19 protein-coding genes are annotated in these 20,855 nt (G+C 32.3%); 14 read left to right on the plus strand and 5 right to left on the minus strand.

Going from position 1 to position 20,855, the window contains the following annotated elements; translation table 11 throughout:
• Positions 1 to 5 precede the first annotated feature (5 nt).
• Positions 6 to 2,186: a ribonuclease R gene (gene rnr / locus AC3ITQ_RS05075; RefSeq protein ID WP_489237078.1), complete on the minus strand. Its 2,181-nt coding sequence runs from the start codon at positions 2,184 to 2,186 to the stop codon at positions 6 to 8.
• 107 nt (positions 2,187 to 2,293) lie between these two features.
• Between rnr and AC3ITQ_RS05080 the strand changes: the two genes are divergently transcribed.
• Positions 2,294 to 2,527, plus strand: a complete 234-nt coding sequence (locus AC3ITQ_RS05080) for a putative signal transducing protein (RefSeq protein ID WP_026982402.1) — start codon at positions 2,294 to 2,296, stop codon at positions 2,525 to 2,527.
• 871 nt (positions 2,528 to 3,398) lie between these two features.
• A complete protein-coding gene (gene rpiB / locus AC3ITQ_RS05085) occupies positions 3,399 to 3,830 on the plus strand; it encodes a ribose 5-phosphate isomerase B (protein ID WP_489237079.1) in 432 nt (143 codons plus the stop codon).
• 152 nt (positions 3,831 to 3,982) lie between these two features.
• Here the strand turns inward: rpiB and AC3ITQ_RS05090 are convergent, their stop codons facing one another.
• Complete coding sequence (locus tag AC3ITQ_RS05090) at positions 3,983 to 4,252, minus strand: DUF1294 domain-containing protein (protein WP_489237080.1); 270 nt, start codon at positions 4,250 to 4,252, stop codon at positions 3,983 to 3,985.
• Positions 4,253 to 4,370: 118 nt separating this feature from the next.
• Between AC3ITQ_RS05090 and AC3ITQ_RS05095 the strand changes: the two genes are divergently transcribed.
• Complete coding sequence (locus tag AC3ITQ_RS05095) at positions 4,371 to 6,494, plus strand: Tex family protein (protein WP_489237081.1); 2,124 nt, start codon at positions 4,371 to 4,373, stop codon at positions 6,492 to 6,494.
• Positions 6,495 to 6,578: 84 nt separating this feature from the next.
• On the opposite strand, the gene AC3ITQ_RS05100 is transcribed toward AC3ITQ_RS05095, so the two are convergent.
• Entirely contained in the window at positions 6,579 to 6,758 is a 180-nt protein-coding gene (locus tag AC3ITQ_RS05100; protein WP_026982407.1) for a Sec-independent protein translocase subunit TatA/TatB, read from the minus strand.
• Positions 6,759 to 6,969: 211 nt separating this feature from the next.
• Here AC3ITQ_RS05100 and AC3ITQ_RS05105 point away from each other — a divergent pair, with 211 nt between their 5' ends.
• From AC3ITQ_RS05105 to AC3ITQ_RS05145, 9 genes are all read left to right on the plus strand, one after another.
• Complete coding sequence (locus AC3ITQ_RS05105) at positions 6,970 to 7,470, plus strand: peptidase (RefSeq protein ID WP_489237082.1); 501 nt, start codon at positions 6,970 to 6,972, stop codon at positions 7,468 to 7,470.
• An 11-nt stretch (positions 7,471 to 7,481) separates the two neighbouring features.
• Positions 7,482 to 8,966, plus strand: coding sequence for a GH3 auxin-responsive promoter family protein (locus AC3ITQ_RS05110; RefSeq protein WP_489237083.1), 1,485 nt, complete (start codon positions 7,482 to 7,484; stop codon positions 8,964 to 8,966).
• A 68-nt stretch (positions 8,967 to 9,034) separates the two neighbouring features.
• Positions 9,035 to 9,646, plus strand: a complete 612-nt coding sequence (locus AC3ITQ_RS05115) for a transposase (protein ID WP_489237084.1) — start codon at positions 9,035 to 9,037, stop codon at positions 9,644 to 9,646.
• Between the two features lie 82 nt (positions 9,647 to 9,728).
• A complete protein-coding gene (locus AC3ITQ_RS05120) occupies positions 9,729 to 11,408 on the plus strand; it encodes a DUF6909 family protein (RefSeq protein WP_489237085.1) in 1,680 nt (559 codons plus the stop codon).
• A gap of 8 nt (positions 11,409 to 11,416) precedes the next feature.
• Complete coding sequence (locus AC3ITQ_RS05125) at positions 11,417 to 12,406, plus strand: hypothetical protein (RefSeq protein ID WP_489237086.1); 990 nt, start codon at positions 11,417 to 11,419, stop codon at positions 12,404 to 12,406.
• 5 nt (positions 12,407 to 12,411) lie between these two features.
• A complete protein-coding gene (locus AC3ITQ_RS05130; RefSeq protein ID WP_489237087.1) occupies positions 12,412 to 13,716 on the plus strand; it encodes an MATE family efflux transporter in 1,305 nt (434 codons plus the stop codon).
• Between the two features lie 10 nt (positions 13,717 to 13,726).
• Entirely contained in the window at positions 13,727 to 14,749 is a 1,023-nt protein-coding gene (locus tag AC3ITQ_RS05135) for a glycosyltransferase family 2 protein (RefSeq protein ID WP_489237088.1), read from the plus strand.
• 27 nt (positions 14,750 to 14,776) lie between these two features.
• Positions 14,777 to 15,841 (plus strand): hypothetical protein, encoded by a 1,065-nt coding sequence (locus AC3ITQ_RS05140; protein ID WP_489237089.1) that lies wholly within the window; start codon positions 14,777 to 14,779, stop codon positions 15,839 to 15,841.
• Positions 15,813 to 17,117: an O-antigen ligase family protein gene (locus tag AC3ITQ_RS05145; RefSeq protein WP_489237090.1), complete on the plus strand. Its 1,305-nt coding sequence runs from the start codon at positions 15,813 to 15,815 to the stop codon at positions 17,115 to 17,117. The genes AC3ITQ_RS05140 and AC3ITQ_RS05145 overlap by 29 nt, the downstream gene beginning before the upstream one ends.
• Here AC3ITQ_RS05145 and AC3ITQ_RS05150 read toward each other — a convergent pair.
• A complete protein-coding gene (locus tag AC3ITQ_RS05150; RefSeq protein ID WP_489237091.1) occupies positions 17,089 to 18,162 on the minus strand; it encodes a glycosyltransferase in 1,074 nt (357 codons plus the stop codon). The two genes, AC3ITQ_RS05145 and AC3ITQ_RS05150, sit on opposite strands and share 29 nt — an antisense overlap.
• A 181-nt stretch (positions 18,163 to 18,343) precedes the next feature.
• On the opposite strand from AC3ITQ_RS05150, the gene AC3ITQ_RS05155 reads away from it, so the two are divergent.
• The gene (locus tag AC3ITQ_RS05155; RefSeq protein WP_347051453.1) at positions 18,344 to 19,327 is read left to right on the plus strand and encodes a UDP-glucuronic acid decarboxylase family protein; all 984 of its coding nucleotides are present in this window, start codon (positions 18,344 to 18,346) and stop codon (positions 19,325 to 19,327) included.
• 12 nt (positions 19,328 to 19,339) lie between these two features.
• The gene (locus AC3ITQ_RS05160; RefSeq protein ID WP_489237092.1) at positions 19,340 to 20,107 is read left to right on the plus strand and encodes a glycosyltransferase family 2 protein; all 768 of its coding nucleotides are present in this window, start codon (positions 19,340 to 19,342) and stop codon (positions 20,105 to 20,107) included.
• Positions 20,108 to 20,310: 203 nt separating this feature from the next.
• On the opposite strand, the gene AC3ITQ_RS05165 is transcribed toward AC3ITQ_RS05160, so the two are convergent.
• The gene (locus AC3ITQ_RS05165; protein ID WP_489237093.1) at positions 20,311 to 20,838 is read right to left on the minus strand and encodes an ORF6N domain-containing protein; all 528 of its coding nucleotides are present in this window, start codon (positions 20,836 to 20,838) and stop codon (positions 20,311 to 20,313) included.
• Positions 20,839 to 20,855 lie beyond the last annotated feature (17 nt).

Raw genomic sequence — 20,855 nt, forward strand, 5'->3', positions numbered from 1 at the left:
AATAACTATTCTGCTCTTCTTAAAAAATGAAAATCAAGTTGTTTTTTAACTAAATCGGCATTTTTTACTTTAACATAAATTTCATCTCCTAATTGCAATATGCTGTTTGAAGTAGCTCCAACCAACGCATACTGCTTTTCATCGAAAGTATAATAATCATCTTTTATTTCTCTGATTCTCACCATTCCTTCGCATTTGTTCGAAACGATTTCAACATAAATTCCCCATTCTGTAACTCCTGAAATAACTCCCAAAAATTCTTCGTCCTGGTGATCCTGCATGTATTTAACCTGCATGTATTTGATACTGTCGCGTTCAGCATTGGTTGCTAAACTTTCCATATTCGAGCAATGCAAACACTTTGTTTCGTAAATTTCTTCATTTACAGAAGCTCCTCCATCTAAATAAAATTGCAGCAAACGATGTACCATAACGTCAGGATAACGACGAATTGGCGAAGTAAAATGGCTGTAATAATCAAAAGCTAAACCATAATGGCCAATATTTTCTGTTGAATATTTGGCTTTGCTCATACTTCTAATAGCAAGAGTATCAATTAAGTTTTGCTCTTTTTTACCATTCACTTCTTCCATCAAAGCGTTCAGTGATTTCGAAATATCTCCTTTGTTTCTGAAATCAATTTTATAACCAAATTTAGCAATTACAGTTTGCATCGCAATTAACTTGTCTTCATTTGGTTCATCGTGAATTCTGTAAACAAATGTTTTCTTTTGTTTTCCAATGTATTCCGCCACTTTTCTATTAGCTAAAAGCATAAATTCTTCAATAAGATGATTGGCATCTTTTGAAACTTTGAAGTATACTCCTTCTGGTTCTCCTTCAGCATCTAAGTTGAATTTTACTTCTACTTTATCAAAAGAAATAGCACCATTAGCCATTCTTTTCTTTCTTAGAATTTTCGCTAACTCATCTAATTTTAAAGTTGCTTCCACAATTTCATCTGAAACAACATAAGATTCTCCTGTAATTGAAATATCAACCGGAATCGTATTGTCTTTTGTTTCAATGATATATTGTGCTTCTTCATAAGCAAATCGCTGATCTGAATAAATTACTGTTCTACCAAACCATTGATTAATAACCTGCGATGTTGGAGAAACTTCAAACACTGCAGAGAATGTATATTTCTCTTCATTTGGACGCAATGAACAAGCAAAATTAGATAAAACTTCCGGAAGCATTGGCACTACTCTATCTACCAAATAAACCGAAGTTGCTCTTTGATAAGCTTCATCATCCAGGATTGTTCCTTCTTCCAAATAATAAGAAACATCGGCAATATGAATACCTATTTCGTAATTTCCGTTTTCTAACTTTTTGAAAGACAAGGCATCATCAAAATCTTTTGCATCTTTTGGATCGATCGTAAACGTTAGCGTATCTCGCATATCACGACGTTTTGCAATTTCAGATTCCTGAATTGAAGTATCTATTTTTTGTGCATACACCTCTACTTCTACCGGAAAATCTGCCGGTAAACCGTATTCGGCTAAAATGGCATGAATCTCAGTATTATGTTCTCCAGGTTTTCCTAAAACTTTAATCACAGATCCAAATGGACTATCAGCTCTTTTAGGCCAATCTTCAATGGTAACCAATACAACATCACCATTTTCTGCTTCTCCAATTTTATCTTTCGGAATAAAAATATCCGTATACATCTTAGGATTTGCTGTCGATACAAAAGCAAAATTAGCCTGAATATCGATTACACCAACAAACTCTGTTTTATTTCTTTCTATAACTTCAATTACTTCTCCTTCAGGTCTTTTTCCTTTTCTTCTGTTATAAACGTAAACTTTTACTTTGTCTTTGTCTAAGGCACGATTCAAATTATTGGTCGGGATAAAAACGTCTTCTGTAAAATCCGGACAAACAAAATAGGCCGTTTTTCTGCTGGTCATATCAATTGTTCCTTCGTAATAATCCTGACTTTCGGCTTTAACTAAATATTTACCAGGTTCCGTTTCTATAATTTTCTTTGAAGCAGCCAGAATTTTTAAATCTTTTATAATCTGGTTTCTGCTTTTTGTATCGTCAAGTTCTAACTTTGCTCCTATTTGTTTGTAGTTGAATGCTTTATTTGGGCTTTGCGATAAAATTTTTACTATCTTACTAGAGAAATCTTTCTCATTTTTTATCGGCTTTCTAATTTTCTTACTCATATATCTTTTCTTAAAAAGTTAAAATTACAAATAAGATATCAGATTATAGATTTTAACAAATAAATTATTAAAAAAATAACTTTCGTATCTTTATAAAAAGACCTTGTATGGAAAGCTTTAAAACCATCGCCATATTCAATTATCAGCACGAAACTGTTGTTCTGAAACACTTACTAGAACAAGAAGAGATTCCGTATTTTTTTGAAAACGAAATGACGCTCTCTGTGGCTCCAATGTATTCGGCAGCATTGGGTGGAATCAAACTCAAAGTTCATCCAAACGATTTCGAAGAAGTTCAGCAAATTCTGGACAATCTCAATAGTCCACTCAAAATCGTTTAAACAGTTCTAATTTTTCAATTTCAAATTTTTTTTTTCTTTTCAAACTTTCAAAGTTGTCAACATATATTAAATACAACAAAAAGAAAAATTTAATTTAAATTAATTTATGGTTGTTATTATAGCTTGTTAATATGTGCAATAATTTTATTTTTAAATGTATTGAAATGAAGTTTTGCTTAGTTATATAGAGTTATCAACATACTTATATTTAGCTAAAAGATTAATTTATAAGACTTTTTGTATTTTAATTAACAACGGTTGACAACCAAAAATGAATTCATTTTGTAGATAAGTTCATATGTTGATATTTGTTGAAAATGGCATTTTTGATATTGATAACTTTTCTAAAAATTCATCAAACTTTATTAGGTTTTTTGATTCGGGTTTTGGATTAGGCTTTTTTATGACACGACCAAAAAAAACTTCTAATTTTCTATCTGAACTTATTAACAAATAATGTTAATTTAAAGTTAACTGAATATCAACGAATTAGCTTTTGGTATTAACATTCTAAAATTTTAACAAAATATATGTTTATTTCTAATTGATCTTCAGCTAATTATAGAGATATTAAAATTGTTAATAACGCTAACTTTTTGATATAAAGCTTGTTGGGAATGCGCTGTATTTTACCACAAAGAACACAAAGTTTTTACACAAAGTTAATAAAGTTTGGATCTATATGAATGTGTAATATGTGTCCAAAAGTTCACAAAGGTTAATGCATATAAGCAGTTTTTTCGCCACGAATTCACGAATTTTATAAAACTAAAAATTCGTGAATTCGTGGCGAAAAAAATTTAATTTCCTTTTTAAACATGTTTGTAATTGTTTGGTTAAATTTGCATAACACAACTAAATAGTATTTACGATGAAAATTTCGATAGGAAACGACCACGCAGGACCAGATTATAAAAAAGCAATTGTTGCCATGCTTAAAGCAAAAGGATATGAAGTAACGAATTACGGAACAGATTCTGAAGATTCTGTTGATTATCCGGATTTTGGACATCCGGTTGCCAATGATGTATCTGAAGGAAAAGCTGATTTTGGAATAGTTATCTGCGGAAGTGGAAACGGAATTGCAATGACAGTGAACAAACATCCAAAAGTAAGAGCTGGTTTATGCTGGACTAAAGAAATTGCGTATTTAACACGTTTACATAATGATGCAAACATTGTAAGTATTCCGGCGCGTTTTACGTCGGTTCCACAAGCAGTAGAAATTGTTGAAACGTTTTTAACAACGGCTTTTGAAGGTGGAAGACACCAAAACAGAGTAAATAAAATCGCCTGTTCGTAAAAAGTCAAAAAAATCGGGTGCTTCGCACCAATAGAAATAAACACACCGGGCGGATTTTTAAATTCATCCGGTTTTTTGTTTAATGTTAGTAAAATTTATTAAATAACTATTTGATAGATAAGTATTTGTGTAGTTATTAACAATCCAATTATTTAAATCTTATCAGTTATTTTAAGATAAACTAAAAGGATCTGAATAAAAAAAATTGCGGAAAACTTTACAATAAAAGAGGTTTTACTCGTTTTATGTTTAAAGAGTAGCATGGCGAGTAATAAACCAATAGTTCCGCCAATAGCTTCCAGAAAAAACAATGTATTTTCAGGAATTCTTCGTTTGTTTTTGCGGGCTAAATATTTGTCATAGGCAGCAAGAATAAAAACGACGATACTTATTAATAAAAAATACAATAATAAAATTTCCATTGGCTTAAAATTAGAAACAAAGATATTATTTTAGCGATATAATTAATCCCTTTATATGAGTGCAAAAGAGGAACATAATTATCTAATTTTCAAATTGACACATTATCTCATTAATAAAATGACTAACATACAATTCATTGCCAAGTCGGTACAAACAGCACCGATCAACATTCAAAACACGGTAAAATTATTAGAGGAAGATTGTACGATTCCGTTTATTTCCCGTTACCGAAAAGATACAACCGGAAACCTGGACGAAGTTCAAATTGAGCAAATTGCAAAACTTCAGAAAGAGTATGAAACGATTGTAAAACGTAAAGAAGCGGTTTTAAAATCTATCGAAGAGCAAAAAGCGCTTACACCTGACTTGAAACAAAAAATTGAGCTTAGTTTTGATTTGCAGGAAATTGAAGATTTTTACCTTCCCTACAAAAAGAAGAAAAAAACAAAAGCAGATGTGGCGCGCGAATTTGGTTTAGAACCATTGGCGAAAATTATCATATCTGAAAGTAATGTTGATGTCGATTTTATTTCGACGCAATATATCAATGAAAATGTAATTAATGAAGAAGCTGCCATGCAAGGCGCGCGCGATATTGTTGCAGAATGGATCAACGAGAATATTTACGTTCGTAAGCAATTGAGAAGATTATTTCAGCGAAAAGCAACCATCGGAACTAAAGTTGTAAAAAAGAAAGCTGAAGAAGAAGGAGCACAAAAATTCAGTCAGTATTTTGATTGGGAAGAGCCTTTGACAAAAGCACCATCACACCGTTTATTAGCGATGCTTCGTGCAGAAAATGAAGGTTTTGTGAAGATGAAAGTTGATGTTGATTTGGATGAAGCTTACGATGTTATTGATGAAATTATCATTAAAAAACAAAACAGTACGACAGCACATTTGCAATTAGCGATTGAGGACAGTTATAAAAGATTATTAAATCCGGCGATTGGAAATGAAACTTTACAGGAAGCAAAAGCAAAAGCAGATGCGAACTCGATTCAGGTTTTTGCTAACAATTTAGGACAATTATTATTGGCTCCGCCTCTCGGAGAAAAACGAATTTTAGCGATTGATCCCGGCTTTAGAAGCGGTTGTAAAGTAGTTTGTCTGGATGAAAAAGGCGATTTGTTATACAACGAAACCATTTATCCTCACGCGCCTCAAAATGAGGAAGCAATGGCAATCAAGAAGATCCGTTCGATGGTAAATGCGTATCATATTGATGCTATTTCTATTGGAAACGGAACAGCATCGAGAGAAACGGAATTCTTCATCAAAAAAATCGCATTTGATAAACCACTGCAGGTTTTCATAGTTTCTGAGGCTGGAGCATCGGTTTATTCAGCATCAAAAATTGCTCGTGAAGAATTTCCTAATTATGATGTAACGGTTCGTGGATCGGTTTCTATTGGAAGAAGACTTTCAGATCCTTTGGCCGAGTTGGTTAAAATTGATCCAAAAGCTATTGGCGTAGGCCAATACCAACACGATGTTGATCAAACGAAACTAAAAGAAGAATTAGATAATACGGTAATTCGTTGTGTTAACTCGGTTGGAATCAATATCAACACGGCAAGTAAACATTTACTAAGTTATGTGAGTGGAATCGGAGAGAAGCTGGCCGAAAATATCGTTCAGTATCGCTCAGAAAACGGGCCGTTTGAGGATAGAAAACAGTTGAAAAAAGTACCTCGTTTAGGAGATAAAGCGTATCAGCAAGGTGCGGCTTTTATCCGAATTTCGAATGCTAAAAATCCGTTGGATAATTCAGCAGTGCATCCGGAAGCGTATCCGGTTGTGGAGAAAATGGCAAAAGATTTGAAATTGTCTGTAAACGACTTAATTGCCAATAAAGAGAAAACAGCGCTTATTAAAGCCGAAAACTATATTACACCTGAAATTGGTTTACTTACGCTAAAAGACATCATTAAAGAGCTTGAAAAACCTGGATTAGACCCAAGGAAGTCAGCGAAGGTTTTTGAATTTGATGCAAATGTAAAATCGATCAAGGATTTAAGAACCGGAATGATTTTACCTGGAATTGTGAATAATATTACCAACTTTGGTTGTTTTGTTGATATCGGAATTAAAGAAAGTGGTTTGGTTCACATCTCGCAATTAAAAGCAGGATTCGTAAGCGATGTAAATGAGGTTGTAAAATTGCATCAACATGTTGATGTGAAGGTTACTGAGGTTGATGAAGACAGAAAACGTATACAGTTGACGATGGTTTTATAAAAATTCGAAATCAAAAACTATAAAAAATAAAATGCCTATCTACAATCGTAAATAGGCATTTTTAAATTTTAAAAGTTGTAATTATTATTTTACTTCTTCCTCTTCTTTTTTGGCAGCAGCAGGCTGATCGTCTTTGGCAGCGTTCTTAAATTCCTTAATTCCGCTTCCTAAACCTTTCATTAATTCTGGAATTTTTTTACCTCCAAAAAGTAAAATCACAATACCTACTATTACAAGGATTTCTGTAAGACCTAATCTTCCCATGATTGTATATTTAATGCCGAAGCAAATTGTTTTTCTAATTGTACCGCAAAGGTATATAGAAATATACGAAGAAGAAGTGTTTTTGGATTAAAATATTTGTCCTTAGCAACGTTAAATATTTTATAAAATCGTAAATTAAGCAGATTCGTTCAAATCTGACCGGCATCAACAAGGCGATTAATTATTATATTTGCTCATATAAAGAACAGAAATGACTAAGAAGAAACATAATTTCAGAAGAAAATTATTCACTAAAAACCGACTGGTAATTTTGAATGAAGACACTTTTGAAGAAACGTTTTCGCTCAAACTCAATCTAATGAATGTTTTTGTTGTGTTGTCTTTAGGAAGTATATTCTTAATTTTAATTACCACTTTTATAATTGCTTTTACGCCTTTACGCGAGTTTATTCCGGGATATTCTTCTTCTAAATTAAAAAGAGACGCGACCAGATTGGCGATAAAATCAGATTCATTAGAAACAGCTCTGAAGAAAAACGAAGCCTATATTCATGGAATTCAAAAAGTTTTAAGAGGAGAACTGGACTACGCAAAATTCAATAAGGATTCGATTTTAGCAGAAGTTGATGAACCTTCAGAAGTAAATATGAAAGCTACTGAAGAGGAAATGAAATTAAGAGAAGAGGTTGCGAAAATAGAGAAGGAGTCTGGCGAAAAAACATCTGGTAAAAACAAAAGTGACAAGAAATAATAGTATAAAAAATGTCGATTAAATCTGTAGCAGCAAAATTATTTGCCAGCAAAATATATTATAAAACGCAGGCTTGGGCCAATAAACCGGTAGAAACACAACAAGAAGTTTTTAAGGGTTTAATAAACAGCGCAAAAGAAACTCAGTTTGGAGCTGATCATCATTTTGATAAAATAAAAACAGTTCACGACTTCAAAAAACGTGTTCCTATTCGCGATTACGAAGATTTAAAGCCTTATATCGACAAAGTTCGAATGGGCGAAAAGAATATTTTGTGGAAAGGAAAACCGCTTTATTTTGCTAAAACTTCCGGGACTACATCGGGAGCAAAATATATTCCCCTGACGAAAGAATCGATGCCATTTCATATTGAAGCTTCGCGAAATGCGATTCTGCATTATATATACGAAACCGGAAATGCCGATTTTGTTGATGGAAAAATGATTTTTTTGCAGGGAAGCCCGATTTTAGTTGAAAAATACGGAATCAAATTTGGACGACTTTCGGGAATTGGAGCACATTTCGTCCCGAAATATCTCCAAAAAAACCGAATGCCATCCTGGGAAACGAATTGTATTGAAGATTGGGAAACCAAAATCGATGCCATTGTTGAGGAAACTATCGAACAGGATATGACGATAATTTCCGGAATTCCGTCCTGGGTTCAAATGTATTTTGAGCGTTTGCAGGAGAAAAGCGGCGGCACAAAAATAGGCGACTTGTTTAAAAATTTCAATTTGTTTATTTACGGAGGCGTGAATTACGAACCATACCGGGCAAAGTTCGAAAACATGATCGGACGAAAAGTTGATAGTATCGAATTGTTTCCGGCTTCTGAAGGATTTTTTGCTTATCAGGATTCTCAAAAAACGAAAGGAATGTTGCTGTTATTGAATTCCGGAATTTTCTACGAGTTTATTAAAGCAGATGAATTTTTCGAACCAAATGCAAAAAGCTATACTATTGGAGAAGTTGAGGTTGGCATAAATTATGCTTTGATTATTTCTACAAATGCGGGACTTTGGCGTTATAATATTGGTGATACAGTGCAGTTTACTTCTTTGTTTCCACATCGTGTGATAGTTTCGGGCCGAATTAAACATTATATTTCTGCATTTGGAGAACATGTCATTGCGAATGAAGTCGAAAATGCTATGAAAGAAGCCACTGCAGGAACCAAAATTGTTATCAACGAATTTACAGTGGCGCCACAAATTAATCCGTCAAGCGGATTGCCGTATCATGAATGGTTTGTAGAATTCGAAACCGAACCGGAGAATATGGAAGTTTTTGCAGAAGCAATTGACAACTCTATGAGAAAACAAAACATCTATTACGACGATTTGATTACAGGAAGTGTTTTAAGAAAAGTGGTGGTAACCAAAGTTTCTAAAAATGGTTTTCAGGAGTATATGAAATCGCAAGGAAAATTGGGGGGACAGAATAAAACGCCGAGGTTATCTAATGACAGAAAGATTGCAGATAATTTGAAATAACTTAAGAAATATTTCGAAGGTTAAATTATTATCATCCCTATGAATAGGATGCAGAGTTATTAAAATTAATGAGTCAGGGAAAGTTTCAAAATAAATACCGTACTTCTTCTATAAGAGCTCAATGGTGGGATTATGGCTGGAACGGAGCCTATTTTATAACAATTTGTACACAAGACAGAGAACATTATTTTGGAGAAATTCAAAATGATAAAATGGTTTTGTCAGAGGTTGGTATTATTGCTGATATATTGTGGCATCAAATTCCAATACATCATAAAAACGTTGAATTGGGTGATTTTGTGGTCATGCCAAATCATATTCACGGAATTTTGATTATTGATAAACAATCAGATAATATAGATGTTGATAATGTAGATACAGGGCATGTTGATACAGGGCATGCCCTGTCTCTACCATCACCACCACCGTTGCCGTCGTTACCAAAACCAGGTTCTCAACGTTTTCAAAATATTGGAAAAAATACCATTTCGTCAATTGTTGGGTCATATAAATCTGCGGTAACCAAACATGCTAATAGATTAGGGTATCCACATCAATGGCAAAAATTATTTTATGACAATATCATTAGAAACAATAATGATTATCAAAGAATTTCTGATTATATTGTTTCAAATCCGGAAAATTGGGCAAAGGATAAGTTTAAAGGAGAAGATAAATAAAAATGATTTTTTAAAAAATTATGTGGTAGATACAAGGTATGCCTTGTATTTGCTTAAATTTGAGTTTACAAAATAAAAAAGAATGAAAGAAACCAAACATATATCAAGATCAAGAGCGCAGGAATCATCTGCAGCTATTGAAAAAATGTACATTACAATGCGCCATTTATTCAACCGTGGTTTTTATAAACCAATGGGAGTCTCAGGCGACAGTTTACGTGAATCTTTATTGGCATTACGCCCTGAGATTTACGGAAATATAGGTGAAGAAAAAGTAGAACTAAATGGTCTTTTGTACGTTATAGAACGTCTTCCGATAGGAATTGAACAATGCCGTTTTATCAATTTAACTTCAGACGAAGGATATTCTAAATCACATTTTCAGGCGATTGTTCCTCCAAAAAGAAGAAGAAACTGTTACAGAATCGATGAAGAACAAATGAATGTTGAAATCACACGTGGACGTTCTGACATCTACGATATTTTGACGCATTTGACTTTCATTTTTATCGAATCACATAAAATTAAAAACAGGGTTTTATTAGATGACGGAGGAGAGGTTTCACGCGATTGGCTGAAATTGGAACAAGCGGTAACGCAAACTAAAAAACTGGCTTTAATAGAAAAAGAAAAAGCAATCTCGCATGTTGCTAATATTTTAGGAAGAACTTTTGAAGAGGTGTTGGATATTTACGATTCTTTCGGATCTGAAAATGCTCCTGATCGTTTTCTGCATGTGATTTATTGGTTAGGAAAATTAGCAATCGAAGAAGTAATCGAAAACAATAAAAGAACAATTACGTTCAGTCCGGTTTTAAGAGAGCGTTTAGGACACCACATTCACGGTGAAATCTGGGCAACGAACATCAAGGAGGTTTTAAAGACTAACAATCTTTTAAAGCGTCCAATTCACGTAATAAGTGCTAACATGCATAGTGTGATGAATTCGATTTTTGCAACACCTTTGTTGAAAACGAAATTCAAAGACAAATCAGATTTCTTTATTTATGAAGAGTTGAGCAAATCTGGTGCAAAAGAGATTAGAGGTGTAGTTGAAGAATTAGCTTTAAAAAACGGAATGATTTCTTTACCGGATACATCTGGAACAAATATCGATGTTCAGATTTTTGATACTGCCAAAATTGACTGGGCAAAAACCGGATTTCCAAAAGCGGTTATTGAAGAAGCCGCACCGGTTATTATTGTTATGGATTATGCGTTTGGAGAACAAGCCTACGAAACAATAGACGAGCTTTTGAAACCGTATAAAAAAGATACTTTATTGAATGTACGATCGGTTTCGATTATGGGAAAAGCCGGAATCCTGGAAGGCGGAAAAGGCGATATCATGATTCCGACAGCACATATCAACGAAGGAACAGCTGATAATTATTTCTTTGAAAATGAATTAACAGGCGCTATGTTTGAAGGAAACGACATTGCTGTTTTTGAAGGTGCCATGGTTACCGTTTTGGGAACATCATTACAAAACAGGGATTTGTTGAAATTTTTCCATGAATCAACGTGGGGCGTAATTGGTCTTGAAATGGAAGGTTCTTATTACCAAAAAGCAATTCAGTCAGCATCAAAAATTAGAAAAAGTGTGCCGCACGATATTAAGGTTCGTTATGCGTATTATGCCTCAGATAATCCTTTGGAAACCGGAAGTACACTAGCTTCAGGTGGATTAGGAACGACTGGTGTAAAGCCAACTTATTTGATTACCATTAAAATTTTGGAACAAATTTTCAACGTAAAATAAAACAATAAATGAGTACAAAAGTACCCCAAAATTCAGATCAGGAAATAGATATTTTTCAGCTTTCAAGAAGCATAAACAGCTTTTTTGATCGTGTAAACAGTTCTATTTTTAGAGCGATTCAGTTTTTTATTCGAAACTGGATTGTGGTACTGGTTTTGGTTGTACTTGGTGCTGTACTCGGATTTTATTTAGATTCCAGTAAAAAATCATATAACAATCAGGTTGTTGTAACGCCAAATTTTGAGAGTGTTGATTACTTATATGCCAAAGTCGATTTGATACAGGCCAAAATTGTTTCCGGAGATGTAGATTTCCTTAGAAATACAGTTGGAATTACAGATCCAAAAGCTATTCGAAAAATTGAAATCAAACCTATTGCAGATGTTTATAAATTTATAGAAGACAAAGAACAAAACTTTGAACTTATTAAATTAATGGCTGAGGTTGGCGAAGTAAAAAAGGTTTTGGAAGACAATGTTACTAGTAAAAATTACACCTATCATACTATTTCTTTTCTTTCAAATGGATTAATAAACGAAAAAGAAGTTGTAGAGCCGTTATTGAAATATCTGAACAATTCGGCTTATTTTAATTCAATTCAAAAGATAGGGTATAAAAACCTGGAACGTGAAATCGCTCAAAATAACACCATAATAGCTCAGATCGATCATGTTTTAAATGGACTTTCGAGTACTGCAAAAAACAGTTTAAAAAATGATAAACTGGTTTACTACAGTGAGAATTTGCAGCTAAACGACATTATAAAAACGAAACAAAAGTTAGTTACAGAACAAGGAAAAAACAGATTTAGATTAATAAGTTTTGATAAAACAATTAAAGATATTAATACAACTTTGAATATAAATGAAAACAAAACAGTCAACGGAAATTTTAAAATCTGGCTACCGATTTTCTTTATTTTCCTTTTTGTTTTGGTGAGCTTGTTCCGTAAATTTTACAGAAAGCAACTTGCAATCTCAAACGCAAATCAACAGTAGAACAATTGAAAACCAATTCTATCCTTGAGAGACTTTCACAAAATATATTTTTAAGGCAAAGTTTTAATACTTTGTTTTTAAGAATCTTAGGAGTTCTTTTGTTGTTTGGTTTTACTGTGTTTTTAACAAAATCCTATAGCCCGAAATTAGTTGGACAATATGATTTTGCCAGATCATTTCTTTTAGCTGTAGGAACAGTTTGTTTGTTGGGTTTTGATCAGTCTATATTATATTTTAAAGGAAAATTAGTAAGCCTGAATGCACTCGAAGAGCTGAAAAAAATCTATCTGAAAATGATTGCAATGCTCTGTGCAACTTCTGTTTTGGGCCTGATTATAATTTTGATGATTGATGAAAAAATAATCAATACGTATTTTGGGGATTCTGAAGTGTATCCCATCTTTTTAAAGGGAGCTGTAACGTTATTTTTTTACGGATTGTCAACTTTAAATGTTGAAGTTATAAGAGCTTTAGATAAGCTGTATATCGCAGAATTATTTAGAAATGTCATCAAATATATTCCGCTGATTATTGGTTCAATAGCTTTATTTTATTGGCATAAAGAAACTTATTTGGTTGATGTATTTTTAATCGGATTTGTATTTATTGCTTTAATTAGTACCATTTTAGTTTTTAGTTATTTCAATAAAACGGCAACAGTAAAAGCTATTGAAGGGTTTTCACATAAAGAAGTTTTCTTAAAATCCTATCCTATCGCAATTAGTGGTATGGCCTTGTTTTTATTAATGTGTTTTGATATTATGTTTCTCAAAAAATACAGAAATGATGAAACAGTTGCTTTTTATTCAGTTGGTGTCAAGTTGATGACGATTATTTCAGTTGTAATTTTAACCATAAACATAACGGTTTCGGCTAAGATTTCGGAGTACTTTGCAAGTCAGAATAAGTTAGAGTTAACCAAAATTGTAAAAAATTGTTCCCGTTTAATTTTCGGAATTACACTTCCGGTAATTATTTTAATCAGTATTTTTTCAGAATATATTTTATCTTTTTTTGGACATCAGTATGTGGCGGCCAAAGAAGCCTTTCTAATTTTAGTTATCGGTCAGGGAATTTGTTCTGCATTTGGTTCTGCATCTGTTTATTTGAATATGACCGGAAGACAACATACTTTTCAGATTATTTTAATTTTGGCCGTCGTAATTAATTTTGTTTTAAACCGATTTTTAATTCCGCAATACGGAATGACGGGAGCAGCCATTACGTTTGTTTCAAGTTCTTTTTTCTGGAATGTTTCCGTAGCAATAGTTGTTTATCAGAAAGATAAAATAAAAATTTTTTTGAATTAATAATATCAATATGAGTATTCAAAAAGAAAATGTTTTTTTTAGTGTAATTATTCCTGTTTATAATGTCGAAAACTATCTAAAACAATGTTTGGATAGTATTTTATGTCAAAGCTATTCTAATTTTGAGATTGTTTTAATAAATGATGGTTCCAAAGACTCTTCATTAGAAATTTGTTTAGAATATCAAGAAAAATCAGCTTCCATAAAACTTATTGATAAAGAAAATGAAGGAGCAGCTGCGGCAAGAAATTATGGATTACTAAAAGCCAAGGGAGATTATATTATATTTACAGATGCTGATGATTTTTGGACTGGAGAGCAAGTTTTAGAGGAGTTAAATAATTTAATACAAGAGTCGTATCCAGATTTAATTATACATGAAGAAACTCGATTTTTTACGAATAATGATTTAATATATAAAAATAATCAGCGCTTTATTCTTAATAAATCAGGGAAATTCGAAGATGAAGTTTTGAATTTGGTTTATTATGACTTATTTGTTGCAAGCCCTTGGGACAAGGTTATTAAGAGATCAGTTTTAATAGATAATAAACTATTTTTTCCTGTTGGAAAAAAATCAGAAGATATCGAGTGGTGTGGAGAATTGATAAGCCGTGTAAAGACTTTTAGTATCTATCCTAAGTCATTTTATAACTACCGACAAGGAAGACTGGATTCATCGACCTCGATAGTAAACGAAAAACACATATACGATGTGTACCAAATGGTAAGAAATGGTTTAAATTCTCCACACTTGGAATCGGAAATTTTGAACCAAGCGATACAAAATTACTGGATATGTTATTATGTATTAGTATTAAAGGATTTTTATGTACTTTCTTCTAAAAGAAGAAATAGTATATGGGCAGATATTATTTCGTGGAAACATTTATTAAAAAAAGGACGAAACTTAAAAGTTGATAAAGTGATGGTGTTTTATAAAATTATGCCATTTAGAACAATGATTTTATTTTTAAATGCATATAGAATTAAAACTGCTTTACATAAAAAATATAGAGCCAAAAAACAATAGATTATTCCAAGCATTATACTTTAATTTATGCAGATTTTAGTTAAAAAAAGTACAGCAACATTTATGTTAATCGCTATGGCTAATTTAGTTGTGGCATTTTGTGCTTTTTTTATTTTACCGCCTAAGTTTTTCTACGATACTGCCATAATTATTTATGATAAATACAATGAAATAGGCTATTTTGGAAGTTATCCGTTAACTATTTTGTTCTATAAAATCTTCGGGTTTAGGTATCTCCCTTTCCCGATAATTGCGTTGATTCAGTTTCCCATCTTAATTTATATTTTATATAAAATAGGAATTCCGGATAACTTCGAAAAGGTAAATATTAAAAACCTTTTAGTGTATTTGGGCATTTTTATGATTGCGATTTTCATATCAATGCCATCAAAGGAATTTATTACTTATTTGTTTATTGCAATACTTGTTTTTCTCTGTAAAAACGAACGTTTTACCTATAGAAAAACCATAATCATTGCCTCTTTACTATTAATTGTTTTTGGAGCATTATACCGTCCTTATTTTGCTTTAATTCCTGTTGTTGGCGGCGGAATGTATTTGATCAGTTTCGTTGATTTTAAAAACAAAACAGTAATGACGATTTTCTATGGTTTACTTATTGCAGTTTTTCTGTCTTTAAGTTATGGTGTTTTAAAAGGTAAATATTTTTCAGAAATCAGCAGGGAAGTGGTAAACAGTACGCGAATGGTTTCCTCAGATGCCAATTCGATCATTACATCGCCAATAAAAACAGACACCTGGTATGGGGAAATCGTTGGTGTTTTTTATGGTTTTTTCACGGTCAATATTCCATTAAATGGTTTAAAACATATACTTTCGCCTCAAATTATTGTTTTTATAATATGGCAGCTTTTATTGTTTTACATTTTATTAGTCCGGTTTTCTAAATGTTTAAAAGAAAGAAAAAAGTACAGTTATGAACTTTTGATTATGTTCATTTTATTTTCCTTTTTCATTCTTCAGGGCGTTTTTGAACCCGACTTAGGTTCGGCAATTCGACATAAAATAGGCATTTTTCCTTTAATTTATTTTGCATTATACTATGAACATTTCCGAAAAGAACTTCAATAAAATATTTCATGTTTTTTTGTGTTTGATCGCCGTTGCGATGATTTTCAGAAAACCATGTTCATTATTGATTATTTTGTTTGCCGCTTTTAATTTGATTTTCATTAAAAAGCTAAAATTCACTAAAACAGCTTTAATTTTAATCGCTTGTATTTCTTCGCCAATTTTATTGGAATTATTAATGTTTTGGAACAATGATTCTTTTGCAAAAGGACTAAAAGCAATTGAAAAAAGTACTTCACTATTGATATTTCCAATATTTATTGTTGGAAATTATAAGCGCATCAATTTTCTTAAAATAATTCAGAACTATGTAATTGGAACAACCATAATTATGTTGTTTTTCTTTTTGAGATTTCTAATTATTCATCCTGAATTAATGGATAAGTATTTGAATGGAATTGATTTATGGGAAATGGGTTATCAATTTGCAGACAGTATTGGCATTCATGCCCCGGCTTTAAACATGCATTTGGCTTTTATATCGGTTTGTGCGCTATATTTTGTATTTGAAAGTTTCAGAAATCATGAAAAAGCAGTACTTAAATTGGGGCGTCTTATGGTTTTTTTACTGTCGTTTTTCTTTGTGCTTTTTGTCAATACCAGAATGGCGTTGATCAATGTTTTAGCTGGATTTTTGATTGTTTTCTTTTTCGAAGTCAGATCAAAATTCAGCACAAAAAAAATTGGTTTGACTGTTGCGGCGGTTCTTGTTTTATTAGGCGGAATTACATTTTTCTTTGTTCAGAAGAATCCATACATGAAAGAAAAATATTCTTCAGTAACTTTTGCCTATATGGATAAAGTGGGAAAATTAGACGAAATCGATCATCCTGAAATTAAGGTTTTTAATTCACTGGTAACAAGGGTTTCGATCTGGAAATCGGCTTGGGAATTGTCTGTTAAAAATCTTCCTTTTGGCGTTGGTGCTTCTGATGGAAAACCGGAATTAAATAAATATTATAAAGCAACCAATCAGCAATTTCTAGCCAAATATGAATTCCCTACGCACAATCAGTTTCTGGATTTTTTATTGAAGTTTGGAATACTGGGACCCATTGTAGTTTTCCTTTATATTTTAACGATCGGTTATTTGGGATATGATTTAAAAAATGCGATGATACTTTCGTTTTTTCTAATCTTTTTTACATCAAACCTAACCGATGATTTTTTACTCCGTTTTGATGGAATCGCCTTTAGCGGATTTTGGTTTTCTGTTTTCGGAAGTTATTGGCTACAGCAAAAACTTATTATTGATAAAGCTTCAGAAGCTGTTTAAAGTTTTTATTTTTATCGAATAAATTACGACATCTTGCTAAAGCATTTTTTCCGAAAGAATCTCTTATTTGTGGATCTTTTAGAATTTCAAAAAAGCTTTCGAGCTCGTTTATATCATTAAAAAGAAACCCTGTTTCATTATGTAAAACAGCATCTTTATTTCCAATGATATTTGTAGCAATAACTGGCTTTTGTAATGCCATCGCTTCAAGAACGGCAATTGGTAATCCTTCCCAAAGGGAAACCTGCATATAAATATCAATATTATTCAGTTCTTTTAAAACCGTTTTTCGATCTAAAATCCAGCCTGTAATTCTGATGTTTGGCGCAGTAATTAAAGGCCTTAATTCACCATCTCCAATCCAGACAAAATTATAATCTGGAAAATTTAAGGCAATTTGATTAAACATTTCAGGGTTTCTTGCAGCCGTAATTCTGGCCATTATACCAATCGTTAATTTTTCATTTTGATGAGGTACAAAATGTTCAAGGACATTTTCAATATCTATTCCGTTTCGGACTAATTTAGCCTTGCCAATTTTTCTGGCAATTTCAAGTTCTGTATCACCACAGGCAATAGTTGTTCCTCCAAAAATACGTTGAAAGGTTTTCTCAATTCGCCAATAGAAATTGGAGGTCGTTTTTGAAATATCTGTTCGTAAAAAGGAATAACCGTGTGGTGTATAAAAGAGTTTTGTTTTTTTGAATAAGAAAAAACAAGCAATGCGACCCAAAATGCCAGCTTTTGAGGAGTGAAGATGAACAACATCGGGATTTATTTCTCGAAGTGCTCTGATTAAATTGATAGTTGATTTTAAATCCTGAACAGGAGAAAATTCCCGAACCATATTTATTTCAATTAAATTAACTCCATCTGAAAATTCAGATTTTATTTTAGCCGGATCGATTTCTTTTCGATTGCCACTGTAAATAATAATGGTTTCTGTGTTTTTGTTTATTTCAGTATCGCCAAAGTAAGTCGATAAATCACGAAAATAAGTATAAACGCCGCCGCCCAGAGCTTCTATAATATGTACAACTTTCAAAACAGGGGATTTAATTAGGGGTAAAAATAGATAAATGTGTTTAGAAATTATCTAAAAACCTGAAACTTCTTTTAAGATATGATTTCAAGTCTAATTCAAAGGACGGATAATTTATTACATTTGTGCCTCTATCTTAGGTTTTACTATTAAATAAAACCTGAAAGGTCCAATTAAATCAATTATGAAAAGAATACTTATTACCGGAGCAGCAGGTTTTTTAGGGTCGCATTTGTGTGACAGATTTATTAAAGAAGGCTATTTTGTTATTGGAATGGATAACCTGATTACAGGAGATCTTAAAAATATTGAGCACTTATTTAAGTTAGAAAATTTCGAATTTTACCATCATGATATAACCAAGTTTGTTCACGTTCCTGGTGATTTAGATTATATTTTGCATTTTGCATCACCGGCAAGCCCAATTGATTATTTAAAAATTCCAATTCAAACTTTGAAAGTTGGATCGTTAGGAACGCATAATTTATTAGGATTAGCACGAGTTAAAAAAGCAAGAATCCTGATTGCATCAACTTCTGAAGTTTATGGAGATCCATTGGTTCATCCACAAACGGAAGAATATTACGGAAACGTAAATACAATTGGCCCACGAGGAGTTTACGACGAAGCCAAGCGTTTTCAGGAATCGATCACAATGGCGTATCATACTTTTCACGGTGTAGAAACCAGAATCGTGCGTATTTTTAATACGTATGGACCAAGAATGCGATTAAATGACGGACGTGTAATACCGGCTTTTATTGGACAGGCTTTGCGTGGAGAAGATTTAACTATTTTTGGAGATGGAATGCAGACACGTTCTTTTTGTTATGTTGACGATCAGGTAGAAGGTATTTTCAGATTATTACATTCTGATTATGTATATCCGGTGAACATTGGAAATCCGGACGAAATTACGATTAAAGACTTTGCTGAAGAAATCATCAAATTAACTGGAACGAACCAGAAAGTGGTGTATCATCCATTGCCGATAAATGATCCTTTACAGCGTCAGCCAGATACTACAAAAGCGAAAGAACTTTTAGGTTGGGAAGCAAAAGTAAGCCGTTCTGAAGGAATGAAAATTACGTATGATTATTTCAGATCATTGTCGCCCGAAGAACTTTCAAAAGAAGAACACAAAGATTTTTCAAGCTATATAAAATAACCGCAAGCGTTAATGAGTGAATTAGTTTCGATTATAACGCCAACTTACAATGCTGAAAAGTTCATCACAGAAACTTTAAAATCAGTTCAAAATCAAACGTACCAGAATTGGGAAATGATTTTGGTTGATGACGCTTCGACGGATAAAACTGTAAAGATTATTTCTGATTTTGCCGAAAAAGACAGTAGAATAAAACTGTTTAAATTAGAAAAAAATTCAGGAAACGGTTTTGCACGAAATATAGCTTTAGAAAAAGCAGTGGGAAAATATATTGCTTATTTAGATGCTGATGATTTATGGTTTCCGAATAAATTAGAAAAACAGATTGAGTTTTTAAAAGAGAATAATTTACATTTTACGTTCAGTTTTTACGACTGTATTGATGAAGAAGGAAATTCTTTAAACAGAAGAGTAGAAGCACCAGTAAATTTAACTTACGACGAACTCTTTTTTTGCAATTACGTTGGCAATTTAACCGCCATTTACGACGCAGATTATTTCGGTAAAATTGTAATTGAAGCCACACAAAAAAGACAAGATTGGCGTTTGTGGCTTACGATTTTGAAACAAATTCAGGTTACAAAACCAGTTCCAGAACCTTTAGCCTTTTATAGAATTAGAAAAGATTCTATTTCATCATCAAAATTCAAGTTGATCAAACACAACTTTGGAGTTTACCGAGAATTTCACGGATTTAATTTTGTGTTTTCTGTTTTGTTGATGGTGCGATTTTTATTCACGCAGTTAATTATAAAGCGTAGATATATAAAGAAGATTTAGTGTTCTTCAAGGTCGCAATTTGTGACCTTGAAGAATTTAGTCATTTTTATTTTTTAATCATGAAGTCGCAATTTGCGACTTCATGATTGCGATTTAATTCTCTAAGGTCACAATTTGTGACCTTAGAATTTTAATATGGCTTGTTAAATCTTGACCTTACAAATCATACTTAAAAATTGAAGGTCACAATTTGTGACCTTCAATTATTTTTTATATCCAATTTTTACTCTTTCACTCTCGTTTTCTTTTTTCTCTGTCAATTCATCTAAATAAGAAAAAACTAATTCAATATTTTTATCGTGATTCTCTAACTTCTTTTGAATCTGTAAGATATCAACCTTGATTTCAGTTGTATCTAAAAACATTTGTCTCACTTTCGTGAAAATTCGCATAATTTGAATGTTGGTTTGAATTGCTTTATCGCTTTTTAGAATACTAGATAACATTAAAACGCCATGTTCTGTAAATGCCATTGGTAAATAGCGTAAACTCATCTTTTCAGATTTGGAGGTCGCAAATTGCGACCTCCAATTTTCAAATTCTACCTTAGTAAGTTCAAACATAAAGTCTTTGGGAAAACGATTTATATTTCTTTTTACTTGTTCTTTTAATCTTTTAGTTTCTATTCCATATAATAAAGCCAAATCACGATCAAGCATCACTTTTTGATTGCGGATAAAATATATTTTGTTTGAAATAGTTTCTTCTGAAAGTAAAGATTGATCTTGCATAAGTTTTAATTAGTAAA

It is taken from the genome of Flavobacterium sp. KH_001, from assembly GCF_057840745.1.

Coding starts and splice junctions, on each gene's coding strand:
- AC3ITQ_RS05080 (WP_026982402.1), top strand. CDS start 2,294: ATGGAAAGCTTTAAAACCATCGCCATATTCAATTATCAGCACGAAACT.
- AC3ITQ_RS05140 (WP_489237089.1), top strand. CDS start 14,777: ATGCAGATTTTAGTTAAAAAAAGTACAGCAACATTTATGTTAATCGCT.
- AC3ITQ_RS05105 (WP_489237082.1), top strand. CDS start 6,970: ATGACTAAGAAGAAACATAATTTCAGAAGAAAATTATTCACTAAAAAC.
- AC3ITQ_RS05100 (WP_026982407.1), bottom strand. CDS start 6,758: ATGGGAAGATTAGGTCTTACAGAAATCCTTGTAATAGTAGGTATTGTG.
- AC3ITQ_RS05160 (WP_489237092.1), top strand. CDS start 19,340: ATGAGTGAATTAGTTTCGATTATAACGCCAACTTACAATGCTGAAAAG.
- AC3ITQ_RS05145 (WP_489237090.1), top strand. CDS start 15,813: ATGAACATTTCCGAAAAGAACTTCAATAAAATATTTCATGTTTTTTTG.
- AC3ITQ_RS05155 (WP_347051453.1), top strand. CDS start 18,344: ATGAAAAGAATACTTATTACCGGAGCAGCAGGTTTTTTAGGGTCGCAT.
- AC3ITQ_RS05095 (WP_489237081.1), top strand. CDS start 4,371: ATGACTAACATACAATTCATTGCCAAGTCGGTACAAACAGCACCGATC.
- AC3ITQ_RS05090 (WP_489237080.1), bottom strand. CDS start 4,252: ATGGAAATTTTATTATTGTATTTTTTATTAATAAGTATCGTCGTTTTT.
- AC3ITQ_RS05165 (WP_489237093.1), bottom strand. CDS start 20,838: ATGCAAGATCAATCTTTACTTTCAGAAGAAACTATTTCAAACAAAATA.
- AC3ITQ_RS05120 (WP_489237085.1), top strand. CDS start 9,729: ATGAAAGAAACCAAACATATATCAAGATCAAGAGCGCAGGAATCATCT.
- AC3ITQ_RS05110 (WP_489237083.1), top strand. CDS start 7,482: ATGTCGATTAAATCTGTAGCAGCAAAATTATTTGCCAGCAAAATATAT.
- AC3ITQ_RS05115 (WP_489237084.1), top strand. CDS start 9,035: ATGAGTCAGGGAAAGTTTCAAAATAAATACCGTACTTCTTCTATAAGA.
- AC3ITQ_RS05125 (WP_489237086.1), top strand. CDS start 11,417: ATGAGTACAAAAGTACCCCAAAATTCAGATCAGGAAATAGATATTTTT.
- rnr (WP_489237078.1), bottom strand. CDS start 2,186: ATGAGTAAGAAAATTAGAAAGCCGATAAAAAATGAGAAAGATTTCTCT.
- rpiB (WP_489237079.1), top strand. CDS start 3,399: ATGAAAATTTCGATAGGAAACGACCACGCAGGACCAGATTATAAAAAA.
- AC3ITQ_RS05135 (WP_489237088.1), top strand. CDS start 13,727: ATGAGTATTCAAAAAGAAAATGTTTTTTTTAGTGTAATTATTCCTGTT.